11 protein-coding genes are annotated in these 12,962 nt (G+C 59.1%); 4 read left to right on the forward strand and 7 right to left on the reverse strand.

Going from position 1 to position 12,962, the window contains the following annotated elements:
- The gene (locus MO767_RS23110) at positions 1-669 is read right to left on the reverse strand and encodes an ABC transporter ATP-binding protein (protein ID WP_129443274.1); all 669 of its coding nucleotides are present in this window, start codon (positions 667-669) and stop codon (positions 1-3) included.
- Between the two features lie 164 nt (positions 670-833).
- Between MO767_RS23110 and MO767_RS23115 the strand changes: the two genes are divergently transcribed.
- Entirely contained in the window at positions 834-1,127 is a 294-nt protein-coding gene (locus MO767_RS23115; protein WP_282482397.1) for a type II toxin-antitoxin system RelE/ParE family toxin, read from the forward strand.
- Positions 1,128-1,129: 2 nt separating this feature from the next.
- A complete protein-coding gene (locus tag MO767_RS23120; protein ID WP_008153842.1) occupies positions 1,130-1,438 on the forward strand; it encodes an addiction module antidote protein in 309 nt (102 codons plus the stop codon).
- 13 nt (positions 1,439-1,451) lie between these two features.
- Here MO767_RS23120 and MO767_RS23125 read toward each other — a convergent pair whose 3' ends face one another.
- Entirely contained in the window at positions 1,452-2,264 is an 813-nt protein-coding gene (locus MO767_RS23125) for a class I SAM-dependent methyltransferase (RefSeq protein WP_282482398.1), read from the reverse strand.
- 179 nt (positions 2,265-2,443) lie between these two features.
- Between MO767_RS23125 and MO767_RS23130 the strand changes: the two genes are divergently transcribed.
- Positions 2,444-2,830, forward strand: a complete 387-nt coding sequence (locus MO767_RS23130) for a hypothetical protein (protein WP_282482399.1) — start codon at positions 2,444-2,446, stop codon at positions 2,828-2,830.
- Positions 2,831-2,833: 3 nt separating this feature from the next.
- On the opposite strand, the gene MO767_RS23135 is transcribed toward MO767_RS23130, so the two are convergent.
- The 5 genes from MO767_RS23135 to MO767_RS23155 form a co-directional block, all read right to left on the reverse strand.
- Positions 2,834-4,264 carry a sigma-54 dependent transcriptional regulator gene (locus MO767_RS23135; RefSeq protein WP_282482400.1) on the reverse strand — a complete coding sequence of 477 codons (1,431 nt, stop codon included), beginning with the start codon at positions 4,262-4,264 and terminating at the stop codon, positions 2,834-2,836.
- Positions 4,233-5,726, reverse strand: coding sequence for an ATP-binding protein (locus MO767_RS23140; protein ID WP_282482401.1), 1,494 nt, complete (start codon positions 5,724-5,726; stop codon positions 4,233-4,235). Before MO767_RS23140 ends, MO767_RS23135 begins: the two co-directional genes overlap by 32 nt.
- A 103-nt stretch (positions 5,727-5,829) precedes the next feature.
- Positions 5,830-6,873, reverse strand: coding sequence for an SCO family protein (locus tag MO767_RS23145; protein WP_282482402.1), 1,044 nt, complete (start codon positions 6,871-6,873; stop codon positions 5,830-5,832).
- The gene (locus MO767_RS23150; protein WP_282482403.1) at positions 6,870-9,677 is read right to left on the reverse strand and encodes a multicopper oxidase domain-containing protein; all 2,808 of its coding nucleotides are present in this window, start codon (positions 9,675-9,677) and stop codon (positions 6,870-6,872) included. Before MO767_RS23150 ends, MO767_RS23145 begins: the two co-directional genes overlap by 4 nt.
- A 191-nt stretch (positions 9,678-9,868) precedes the next feature.
- Complete coding sequence (locus MO767_RS23155) at positions 9,869-11,317, reverse strand: HAMP domain-containing sensor histidine kinase (RefSeq protein WP_282482404.1); 1,449 nt, start codon at positions 11,315-11,317, stop codon at positions 9,869-9,871.
- A gap of 280 nt (positions 11,318-11,597) precedes the next feature.
- Here MO767_RS23155 and MO767_RS23160 point away from each other — a divergent pair, with 280 nt between their 5' ends.
- Positions 11,598-12,944: a hypothetical protein gene (locus MO767_RS23160; protein ID WP_282482405.1), complete on the forward strand. Its 1,347-nt coding sequence runs from the start codon at positions 11,598-11,600 to the stop codon at positions 12,942-12,944.
- Positions 12,945-12,962: the final 18 nt, after the last annotated feature.

Here is a 12,962-nt window from a genome sequence, read left to right on the forward strand (position 1 = left end):
TCAGCGCTCGTCCGCGCCAGCCAGACGACCACCGTGCAGCACCACTTTTTCGGCCAGCCGCGCGGCAACCCGTGGGCTGTGGGTGACCATCAACAAGGTGGTGGGACTGTCGTCGAGCAACTCCAGCAACAACTTCAAGACCTCATCGCTGGTGGCCTCATCGAGGCTGCCGGTGGGTTCGTCGGCCAGTAACAGTTTGGGTTGCGACGCCAGGGCCCGGCCCAGCGCGACCCGTTGCTGCTGGCCGCCGGACAGCTGTTCCGGATAACGCTGCAGCAAATCACCCAAGCCCAGACGTTGCACCAGATGCGCCTGCCAGCGCGGATCATGGCGCCCCGCCAGTCGTGCCTGGAACGCCAGATTGTCCTCCACGCGCAAACTGCCGATCAGGTTGAACTGCTGAAACACCAAGCCGATTTCGGTCCGCCGCCAGTTCGCCAATTGCCCTTCGTTCATCTGCTCCAGCCGATGTTCGCCGCTGCGGATGCTGCCGCGATCGACCTTGTCCAGCCCGGCAATCAGGTGCAGCAAGGTGCTCTTGCCACTGCCCGACTCCCCCATCAACGCCAGGCTGCTGCCGGGTTTCAAGGTGAGGTCGACACCTTGCAGAACCGGCAGTGGGCCCTGGGGAGTGGCGTAGCTTTTGAAGACGCCTTGGACCGAAAGCATGGGAAAAACCGTTCAATGTGCGTGGAGCAAGGATAGCGGACGGTAGCAGCACCGCGAATAGGTCCGTTCAGACAGCCCATAGCCCACACACTTCAGGGAAAAAACATACACAACCAAGGAATTGCCTGACTGATCACTCGTATCCATATGGATACATTTGAGTAATGAACTATCTTATTCAACAAACTATGATCTTCGCGACATGGCATGCCTCAGTTCGTGACTTGCGGGCGAAGTTAGCCATCGCTCGTCGCATTGACCGTGCCTCTGCGGGTAATCTGGGCGATATCAAACCGGTGGGTGATGGTGTTTCCGAAATGCGCGTGGACGTCGGTGCAGGCTATCGGGTCTACTTCACTATGCGAAATATCGTCGTCATTGTGCTGTTGGCGGGTGGTGACAAATCTTCGCAAACCGCCGACATCAGGCGGGCGAAAAAATTGGCAAAGGAGGTTTAAACATGAGCCAGACTTTGACTACTTTCGATATGGCGGCTCTGCTGGACAGTGACGAAGCCATCAGCGAGTACCTTTCGCAAGTGCTCGCAGACGGCGACAACGAAGAGTTTCTTCGCGCTATCGGCTATGTGGTGAAAGCGCGTGGAATGACACAGATAGCCAAGGATTCGGGTATGGGCCGCGAAAGCCTGTACAAGGCCTTCGCACCAGGTGCAAAACCACGTTTCGATACGGTTTTAAAAGTCATTCACGCCCTTGGCATTGATCTCTGCGCGCAGCCGGGTCATTCAGTCAATCACTCGACGCTCTAAGAGACTCTTCTGATTAGACTGCTCGCTTGCGCGCAGCCAACGTAAAACACAACGGCAACTGCGCCGTTTGCTGCTCATACCGATCATAGAGTTCCTCGCGGTTGGAATGCGGGTACTCCTTGAAGTGGCTGATCTGCAATCCGGCGTCGATGGCGCCGGTGAAGATGGCGCCCAGGGTGTGGACGAACCAGTAGGACGAAGCCGCCTGCTGGTCGACTTCGCCTTCGTAGACGATCGGTTGGTGCTGCACGAAAGGTTCGCTGCGAAAGTACGAGCTGTCCGGCCGATACGGATCGGTGGACTCGGGGTCGAACATTTCGAGGAAGGGGTGGGTTTCGTACACCACCAGGCTGCCACCGGGCTTGAGGGTTTGTGCGACATGGCGGAAGAATTCGCCGATGTCCGGCATCCAGTTCAATACGCCGATGGTGATCAGGGCCACGTCGAAGCGACCATGAAGTTCAGTCGGCAGGTGATGGATGTCTGCCTCGATGAACTCAGGCGCATGGGGCGAGCGTGACGCCAGTTCCCGCGCCTGATCGAGGAAAGCCTCGGACTGATCGACGCCTACGACACTGCGTGCACCCAGCGCAAACAACGAAAGGCTTTCGCGGCCGTTGTTGCAGCCCAGTTGCACCATGTCTTTGCCGTCGACACCCACTTGTTCCAGCAAACCTCGGAGGGTGTCGTCCATGCAGCAAAAATCCAGGTGACTGACCGCCGTCAAACGGGCCCGCCATTCAGGGGTGTCTTTGTGGTGTCGAGCGGAGTCATTCCAGGCATCGCGGTTGCTGGCGATGGTTTTTTCTTTTGTCGGCATTTCCATTGCGCGCTCCAGACTGGGGTCTTGATTGACCGGCACGAGTCTAGATCAGGGTTTTGAAAAACCCCATTGAGTCTTTGTTCAAATCTTGTAATCCGAGCCTCGCGAACGCGCGCTCGTACGGCAGCTATAGTTAATGACCTTGGGGAAATGCGGGAAAAACCGATTTCGCAGGTGCTGCCATGAAAACAACCGATCTGAGACTACTGTTCGCCCTCTGCCTGATCACCACCGCTGGCGCTCACGCAGACGACAGCCTGACACCCACTACCGAATACAGCAGTGAGTTCAGCTATTACGGAGCCGACCAACCCTTCGCTCACCCCGTGCCCCCGTCACTGAGCACGGTGCCGCCAGGGTCGTACATCCCGACAGCGCCTCAGGACTTCATCCCCATTTCGAGCCAGCATGAGTTCTACGACTCAAGATTGCCGACAGTAGCGGATGCCACGGTTCGAGTGTTCATCCGCTCCTACGATCAGCAACGCGGTGTCTACGTGAACGAAGAAGTCCTCGACCCTACGTGCCTGCTCGCGTGCCTCAGCCGTCAGGCGCCAGTGATGCAATAAGGCCTACCACTGGCGTTTGTCCGGGCGCGCGAGGCCGAGCTTCTCAATTCGGTAGCGCAGCATGTCGCGGCTCAGGCCCAGCAGCCGTGCGGACTTGGTGACGTTCCAGTCGGTCTTGTCGAGCATCTTGCGCACCATGTCGCGCTCGACTTCCGGCAGGTTCATGGACTCGGTGCCGTTGTAGACCGGACGCGGCTCATAGTGTTGCGGCTCTTGCTGGAACAACAGCGGCTCATCCACCAGGCTCAGGCACACGTTCAATTGATGGGCTGCGACGGTGTCGCTCTGGGCCAGCAACACGGTTTGCTCAAGCATGTTGCGCAACTCGCGCACGTTGCCCGGCCAGCTGTAGCTGAGCAGCAATTCCTCGGCCTGATCGCTGAAATGCAGGTTCGGTTTGCCATAGCGTTTGCCGTGGATCGCCAGGAAGTGTCGAGCCAGCAGCAGGATGTCCGCGCCACGGGCATACAGGCGCGGCACCTTGATCGAGATGATCCGCAAACGGAAGAACAGATCGCGGCGGAACTTGCCCTGTTGGACCATTTGTTCAAGGTTGCAGTTGGTGGCGCTGATCACCCGCAAATCGACTTTGCGCTCCTTCACCGAGCCGACCCGGCGGATCGTCCGGTCCTCCAGCAGTTTCAACAGTTTGGCTTGCAGCAACAGGTCCATCTCGCCGACTTCATCGAGAAACAGCGTCCCGCCATCGGCCGCTTCCACCAGCCCGACGCGGCGGTCCTTGGCGTCGGTGAAGGCGCCCTTCTCGTGGCCGAACAGTTCCGACTCCACCAGGTTGGAAGGAATCGAAGCGCAGTTGAATTCAATAAACGGACCTTTGCTGCGCGGGCCGTCGAAGTGCAACGCACGGGCCACCAGTTCCTTGCCGGTGCCGGTCTCGCCTTCCACCAACACCGGAGGCAGATCGGTATTGGCCATGCGCCGCTCGGCCTCGATTAACTGGCCAATGGTGCTTTTCAGGTACTGCATCGGTGCCGATTCCCCGATCAAGGCCTGCACCCCTGACTTCTGCGCTTCGCGTTCCTGATAGAACGACAGTGTGCGTTCCATTCGGTCGGTGGCCAGGGCCTTGTCCAGCAGCAGCTTGAGCTCCGGCAGCGCCACCGGTTTGGTGACGTAATGGAAAGCGCCCTCCTTCATCGCCACCACGGCGTCTTCGACGTTGCCATAGCCGGTCATCATGATCACTTTCAGATCCGGCGCGCTGATGCGCAGCTTCTGGATCAGGTCGTGACCGCTCATGCCCGGCAGCGAGTTATCGGTCAGCACCACGTCCGGGACGAAAGTGCCCAATTGCTCCAGCGCGCCCTCAGCCGAGTGGCAGACCGTTACCTCGAAGTCCTTGCGCTCCAGGTAGGTCTGAATATTCTCGGCGAGGAGTTCATCATCCTCGACCAGCAGAATGCTGTGCTCCATAGTCCCCTCCCGTTGCCACTTTAAAATTGAGACAAACGCGGGTTCCTTCCTGCTCTCGGCTGGTCAGTTCGACCGAGCCTTCGAAACGCTCCATTATTCTTTTGACCAGGGCCAGGCCCACGCCCAACCCTCCTTGTTTGGTGGTGAAAAATGGTTTGAATGCCATTTGTTGCTGCTGTTTGTTCATGCCTTTGCCAGTGTCGCTCAGCGTCATGCGCACATGCCCGGGCTGCGGCGTTTCGATATCGATACTCAGCACGCCGCCCTTGGGCATGGCTTCCAGGGCATTGGCAAACAGGCTATTAAGAATCTGCGTGAGCAGCACCTGTTGGCTGACGATCGGCGGACAAATCCGAGGGGTGAAACGCACGTCGATGCTGGAGCGTTTAATCAACGGGTCAAACGCACTCAACGTGTCGTCGATGACCAGCATCAGGTCTACCGTTTCGTAGTCGTCGTTCACGGGTCGCAATGACACCAGCAACTCCCGAACCCAGCGCGACATGCGATCGACCTGGCTGATGATGTCGCCGATGTTCTTCTGCGCGCTCTGGCTGGCGATTTCCTGAGCCAGTTCGGCGCTGGAACGAATGTTGGCCAACGGATTGCGCAAGCTGTGAGCCACCGCCGAGGACATTTCCCCCAGCGCGACGAAGGTCTCGTTGCTGATCAGTTGTTTCTGCTGACTCTGCAGCAGCATTGCCGCATGCCGCACTATCCAGAACAACCCGAGGTAGGTGGCCAGGCCGCCGAGCAGGGTTGCCAGCCAGATCGACCTGAAACCGCGCTGAATGCGTTCCACCAGGTCCGAGGGTTCCTTATAGATCTCCACCATGGCGATCACTTTGCTTTTGTCGGCATTGAACATCGGGATGTAGTTCTCGATGAACAGAAATTCAGGCTCACGCAGCAGCTGCTGCTCGGGACGTTCCTCATCGATTTCGTGGTAGCTGGTGGACACGAGTTCCTTCATTTCGAAGGATTCGTCCAGTTCCTCATCACCTTGGACGCGCATGCCTATCATTTTCGGATTGGTCGACCAGACCACGGTGCGATCCAGGGCGTACACCACCGCCAACAGCGTGTCCGGCAGGTTTTCGACATGATCGAGAAACTCTATGCGGGCAGCGGCACGGGACGCCGGATCGACGTCGGGATAGGCATTGTCATCGCGCGGATCGAGCATTTCGCCCATGGTTCTTTTCAGGGTGATGCCGGCATGGCGAATTTCCGCATCACCAATGGCCTGAATGAACTGCGCCGTCAGCATGGAATCGCGCTCGATGCTCTCATCGACGACGAAGCGCGTGGACACATAGCCCAACCCCATCGCCACGGCGGCGATGATGAAAAAACTGCCCAGGGAAAACCAGCGCAGCAAATTGAACTGTCCTCGCCAGCCCTTGCTTTCTGCTGCCGATATCGCCGACGCAGGTATTTTTTGTTGTCCTTGTATCTGCATAGGACCTTCCCGAATGCCTTGTTTCAGCCCTTTTCAGCCGCGTTTCGGATCAGTGTAGGCGGCATTGATCGAGACTGACGGCTCCATTGATAGTATTTAGCCGCTATTGCGTTTGCGCGGCCTGCAGCGGTTGCTGACGATCGGTTTCTTCCTGCAAAAAACCCACGATGGACTGCGCCGCGTTCTCATCCAGGCGCAGGTTGGGCATGGGGATTTTGTCGAAACGTTCAAACAGTTCCATCGCGATCGGGTCCTTTTCCGCCAGCATGCGGTCCGGCTCGCGAATCCAGCGACTCAGCCAGGCCGGATCACGCAGGCGAGTGACGCCGATCAGGTCCGGGCCGATGCTGCGCATGCCGATGCCCTGCCCGTCCATCGGCCCCAGGCTGTGGCACGACGCACAACGGGTGCGAAACAGTTCTTCGCCGTTGCTCGGCGGGCGAATCTCGGGCGCATTCGCGTAGTTTTCTTCAACGCTGGGCTGCTTCCAGTTCTGCAGCGTGTTGGCCAACTGATCGGCCAGAATCCAAGGATTTTCGAAAGGTGAAGATTTCATCCAGCGGCCTGTCGTCTGGTTGCCGATGATCAAGCTCAGGTTGTGGTCCTTGCTGCGGCCGTTGTCGACACCTTCGATAAACAGCCCGAGTTTTTTTCGCAGGTCGGTGACGTCGGCAAATTCCCCGGTGAGAAACTTCCAGCCCGGCCCGACCTTGAAGCGTTGTGCGTAGGCCTTGAGCACATCGGGTGTATCGCTTAAGGGGTCGATGCTGATGGAGTAGAAAAAAATGTCCTGGCCGACCCGGTCCCCCAGCAACTTCTGCACCTGACGCAGGCGCGCGGTTTCCAGCGGGCAGGAGTCGCTGCACGAAGTGAAGATGAAATTGATCACCACCACCTTGCCCTTGATCAAATCATCGAAGAAACGCAACTGCCGACCGTCCTGATCGGTCAGCAAGGTGTTGGGGAAGTAATCGCCGCCCCAGGGCGTCGCCGACTCCGTCGGTGACGCTGACACCGACGGAGCAGCTTCATGAGCCACCAGCACCCGACTGGCCAGCAGGCAGGTGACCAACATCAAAATCAAGTGCATGCCCAGGGCGCGGGAGCGCGGCGTATGCATTTTCATGTCGGCTCCCTCGCGGTTCATGGTTGGACCACCTCTTTGGGGCCGGAGCCGTCGCCAGTGCGGAAGGTTGGCAGCGCGGCGGAGTTCACGTAGCGCACACCATCCCAACTTGGCAGCGGTGTCGGCATCAGCTGGAATTGCCCAGGTTTTTCAATGTCCCAGCGCAGCAACATGGAGTTGTCCTCATGCTGCGTGTTGTGACAGTGCTCCATGTACGTCCCGGCGAATTCGCGGAAGCTGATCGCTATTTCGACGCTGTCCAGGCCATCCTTTTCCGAGCCGATGCGGTACACGTCCTTGCGTGCCCATTTTTCCCATTCCGGTGGCACCTTGCCGCCGCGGCTGAGGATGATCCCCTCCTCGAAGTGCACATGCACCGGGTGGCTCCAGCCCTCGCCGCCGAGCTTGATGTTCCACACTTCCAGGGTGCCGAAACCGGCGACACCGGCATCGGTGGGGCCACTGGCCAGCTGGGTCGCGGTGTTCAAGCGACGTGGGTCCATGGAGAAACCGAAACCGCCATCCGTCTTGACCGTCCACGGTGCTTCATCGGTACCGTCGGAACGGCCGAAGGTGAAGGTGCGGTGACGGGCTTTGGCCAGCAGCGCCTTGTCGGCGGTGTTGTCGCGGTGAATCTTCAGCGGGATCATCACCAAGCCTTCGGCTTTGCCCGGTTTGGCCGGTTCGTACGCTGCCGGATCCATGGCCAGGTCCTGGCCGGTGTAGGCCTTGACGTTGAGTTGCAACACCTTGCCTACCGCCGGATCACCGTCCTCCCACTTCGGCCCCTTGCTGGTTTGCTTGAGGATCGCCCGGTATTTCTCGGACAGCACGTCAGCCAGGGAGACGGGTTCTTTCGGGCCCTTGCCGTCTTCGTGCACCAGCAGGTTGACGAAGAACAGCTTGTCGCCCGGTTTGATCCCGTTTTTCGAGAAGTTGACGATGATGTCGAAACGTTCGGCAATGCCCAGGGTTGGCAGGATCGCGTTGTGGTTCTGTTTATCGCCGTCGGCATCCAGGTCCATGCTGCCGTCGAACGGCACGCTGTGCTCCATAATGTTGCCGTCGTTGGCAATCATGTGGAATGGCACGCGGGCATACGACACTCCCGACCCGGCAGGCCCTTGGAACTCCCCGCTGGTGCCCTTGATCTCGCGCACGAGCGCCAGTTTGAAGAAGCGCGACACGGAGCCATTGAGCATGCGGAACCGATAGCTGCGGGCGCGCACATCCAGGGTCGGTTTCCACTGCCAGTTGACCAGCACCTGATCCCCGAGGAAGCCGTTGGTATTGAACGGGTTGAACCACAGTTGACCGTTTTTATCCCACGCCTTGTCGGCAAACAGCAGGTTGACGTCATAGTCGCGGTTACCCCAAGGCAAGGCGCTGCCACTTGGAAAGCGCAGGTTGACGCCGTCATTCACCGATTCATTGCCGCGGTCCAGGGCGCTGTAGTAGTTCATCATTGCCGCGTTGCCCTTGTAGACGTTCTGCGCGGTGAAATCGAGCATGTGGTCGTGAAACCAGTGGGTGCTCATGGTTTCGCGCCAGTCGCCGCGGATTTTGATGGTGCCGTTTTCGCAGGTCTTGCGGCTGGGGATGAGGTCGTTGGTCCACAGGGTTTCGCCCGGTGCGCACGGAAAGGCTGCACGCGGGTCTTCAGCCTTGGTGTTGATGCTGTCGTAGCCGGCCAACTGGATCGGCCAGCGATAGTCGTAAAATTGCCCGGGGAAGAAAAACGCATTGGCATAACCGTCGCTTTCCGCCGGTGTGTGGCCGTTGTGTTCGTGGGTGCTGATGGTGTGCAAACCGAACCCCATGTTCGCCGACGGGTCGATCGGCAAGCCGTTGTAATGGCGCATCAACACGGGTTGCCCGTAACGCACCATCAACAATTTTGGCGGCAAGGTGCCATCAAAGGTCCAGACCGAGTTGTGGTTCTGCACCGGCATTTTCGGGTGGAAACGCGCATCGACGCCCTTGGCGGTGCCATCGGTCGCCGGTACGCCAGCCACGTTGTGATAGAGGCCGCCTGGGCCAAACTCGCCCACGGCATAGCGGTGCATCTGACGACTATCACGCCCACCGGTATTCAACCGTGCGCCGGTTTGCACGGTCTTGTAGGCCATTTGCGGGTAAAACTCGTTCCAGCGCTGGTGCGACCAACCTTTTCCTGGCGGACGGCCTTCAGCCGACGAGCCGATGCGGCGGTTGAGGAAAAACTCAATCTGCTTCTGCCAAGGATTGCGGTCGACCACGTTGGAATACTGGCTGGGGAACGGAGTCAAGCCTGGTTGACGCAGAAAGGCGTCGAGTGCCGCACTCGGTGGCGCACTGCGGGCCGCACTGGTGGGGTCCTGCTGTGGCAACGGTCCGATGGCTGCCGGTGGAAAACCCAACGGCGCCGCCGGTGTGGTGGGGTCGAGTTTTTCCGGGCCGAATTCTTCGAACAGCACCAACTGCTGAGTAAACGGCTGAGCGCCATACAGTGGACTTGGCTTGCCGTTGGTGGGGTAGTTGAAACTGGTTTGCACCACCGGCGGCAGAATGTTTTCCACCCGCGTGGTGTCTTTGCTGCCTTTGACGCCCCCGGGTAAATCGAAGGAATCCTTGTTGGCCTCGGGCATGGTCAAAATGGCGTTCAACGCCGCCGCTTTGTCAGCCGCTTCATCGTGGTAAGCCGAGGGGTCGGAAGGTTCTGGCTGTCGCTCGTCGTCGATGGGGCTGGCGCGCAGAGTCGCTGTGCCCAGCGTCATTGTCACAAGAACGCCCAGAGGCGTCAGGAGGCCGAACCATTTGAAGGGGTACCGCGCTTTTCTGTCCATCACCAGCCGCCTCGAAGTCATGAGTCATGAAGGGGGTAATGGGGGTGGTGCAAGGACCTCGCCAGAGTTGTAACTGTTTTTTACGAAAGTATTAATACTCATCAAAACAATGGCTTATCAACATCAATATGCCATTACTGGGGAGCGACTGGGGAATGGCACCCGCTAACGGGGAAAGTTCACACCCGTTTTCAGGGGACCAATTTGAACGACAGACGGACACTCGTGCCCTCGCCCTCACGGCTTTCCAGGGTCACCGCACCGCCAAACCGCTCCATGATCCGCTTGACCAGCACCAGCCCGACACCGAGCCCGCCTTGCTTGGTGGTGAAAAACGGCCGGAAGGCCATGCTGCGCTGCTCTTCGTTCATGCCTTTGCCGGTGTCGCTCACCACCACGTCGAGGCCATGGGAGCCGATCGGCTCCAGCGTGACGGTCAAGGTGCCGCCCTTGTCCATGGCTTCCAGTGCATTGGCCAGCAAACTGTTGAGGATCTGCGTCAACTGCACCTGCTGGCTCAGGACCATCGGCGTCAGCTGCGGGTCAAACACCACGTGCACCGAAGCTTTGGTGATTTGATGCTCGAAAGCCATCAGACTGTCCTGCAGGGCCGCCACCAGATTCACAGACTCAGCGTCATCGTTGAGCGGACGCAAGGATTGCAGCAGCTCCCTCACCCACTTCGACATGCGATCCACCTGACCGATGATGTCGTTGATGTTCTTCTGGGCCGGCCCGCTGTCGAACTCCAGGGCCAGTTCGGCACTGGAGCGGATGGTCGCCAGCGGATTACGCAAACTGTGGGCCACCGCCGAGGACATCTCGCCCAAGGCGACAAAGGTTTCGTTGGTGATCAGTTGCTTTTGTTGTGCCGCCAGCAAAATCGCCGCACGACGCACGATCCAGTAAAGCCCCAGGTAAATCAGCCCGCCGCCCAGCGCAGTGGCCAGCCAGATCAGCACCAGGCCGCGCTCCATGCGACTGATCAGGTCCATGGGTTCCTTGTAGATCTCGACCATCGCCGTGACGTTCTTGCCGTCGGCATCGAACAGCGGAATGTAGTTCTCGATGAAGATGTATTCCGGGGGAATCACGAACTTCTGTTCCATGCGGCTCTTGTCCACATTGTGATAGCTGGACGAGACCGGGACTTTGTTGGTAAAGGCTTGATCCAAGTCTTCGTCGGAATGGATCGTGGCGCCCATTAACGCCGGGTTGGTCGACCAGATCACCATGCGGTCGGGGGCATAGATATTGGCCAGGATCACATCCGGCAAGTTCTTGACATGGTCGAGGAATTCGTCACGTGCATTGGCGCGAGCCTGAGGGTCGACGTCGGAAAAATCCTTGTCTTTGCGCGGGTCGAGCAGCTCGCCCATGGTCCGCACGTTAGGAATCGACACATAACGCACCTCGGCCGAGGCAATCGCCTGAATGAACTGGGACGTCAATAACGCATCGCGCTGTACGCTTTCGGTAATCACGAACCGGGTGGACACCGCTCCCAACGCCACCGCCACCGTGCCAATCACCGCCATGCTGATGAGCGAAAACCAGCGCAATAAATTGAACGACTGCTTGCGATAGCTCAGGCGAATATCCCCCCCCTCGGCGGGCAGTTTTTGAGTTGGCATGTTCATGGACGTGTTCCCGACGATTCCCCTATAGGGTTATAGCCCACTCATGGCCGTTTGCCCGACATTGGGTCTCGTCCCCCCCACTTCCTCCTTACGCCCATCTACCCCCAATGCTGGGGACAGTGGCCCTATCCCAAAAACCACGCTCCGATGCCGTTTGTGAGTGATACGCCCGTGGCTCGGGGCTCTGCCGAACGTTTTCGCCGGTTGGTATGGAAGTTGCCGAAACCCTCTCAACTGCCCCGTCTCCATGGGGCAGGCATTTTGATAGAGGGCTTAACTCATGCACCCTTTACTGTCCAAAACCGCGGCCGCCCTGGTCGTTAGCGCACTGGCCCAAGGCGTCGCCCAGGCTGCGCTTTTTGCCGTCGACCCCGGCCCCTATCTGCCAGGCAACGGCTCGTTTGCCGCCTGGTATCAGGACACTCATGGTCGAACTCTCGATCTTTGCCTGTCCAAGGCTGTCAGCTCGCGAGTGCCCAGCGCACCGGGCGCACCGACGTACATGTGCAACTTGCTGCCGGCACCCGGGATCTTCGACGACACGCAACCGCTCGTCTTCCCGACCAACTTCCCCGACGAAGCGTTCTGGTTCACCGGCGACGGCACTATCGTCGATGCCGCTCGAGGCATCGACCTGACCTATGTCAGCGCCGTTGAAGCCGCCTTCAGTGGTGGCGACCCGGTCGAAGGCGACCAAATCAGCTTCGCCCGTATCCGTATTCGTGTCGATGTACCGACCGCGGGCACCTACGTCATTACCCACCCCTACGGCGTCGATGTCTTCAACGTCGACACCCCCGGGCGTCGGGCGATCAACATGACCCGGGACATCGGCATCGGTGCGTCGAAGACTTACGACGGCGCCCTCAAAGGCGACATTGGACCGTTCCTGCGCAGCCTTAACGGCCCCTACACCGAGACCAATCCGGTCAGCGGTTCAGCCGAGCAATTTGTTGGCGACCCTAACCTGGTGGAAGCCTTCACCGGCAGCCCTTTCAATACCAACTACATCCGCATTGAAGGACCCAACGGGCTGGATTTGCGCACCACGGTAATGGCCATCTCCGGCAAGTTGTCGACCGTGGTCCGGCCGACGCCAATGATCACCCAGCGCAGCACCTACTCGCGTAAATCCGGTGCCAGCGCTCCGGAGGCTCAGCAAGACGTGTTCGTCCTGGCTCCGCCGCCACCGGCCAAAGTGACCCTGGACAGCAACAACCCGGTGTTGAACCTCACCGAGGCCGACACCACCGGCAACTGGTATGCGCAGTCTTCGACCAACCCCAGCTTGCCGAGCACTTTGCAAGTGACCGCCGACAACCACCTGGCCATCGCTAGCAGCACACCGACCACCTTACCCATGCCCCTGACGGACCTGGTGGTGATTTCACGTGCCGAGTACAGCCTCAGCACCGGGCAAATAACGGTCGTGGCCTCGACCAGCGACGAAACTTCGCCACCGGTGCTCACTGCCACCTCTGGCACAGGCGTCGCCATCGGCGCCCTCAGTGGCGACGGCGCAGTGAAATCCCTGGCCACCGGCATTTCGCCGATTCCACCGGCCAAGGTTCGAGTGACGTCATCCAATGGCGGCAGCGACACCGAAGAAGTGGTCATCGTGCAATGAACGCACACATGCCCAGAT

Origin of the sequence: Pseudomonas sp. UYIF39 (genome assembly GCF_029963765.1) — a bacterium.
Classification (GTDB): Bacteria; Pseudomonadota; Gammaproteobacteria; order Pseudomonadales; family Pseudomonadaceae; genus Aquipseudomonas.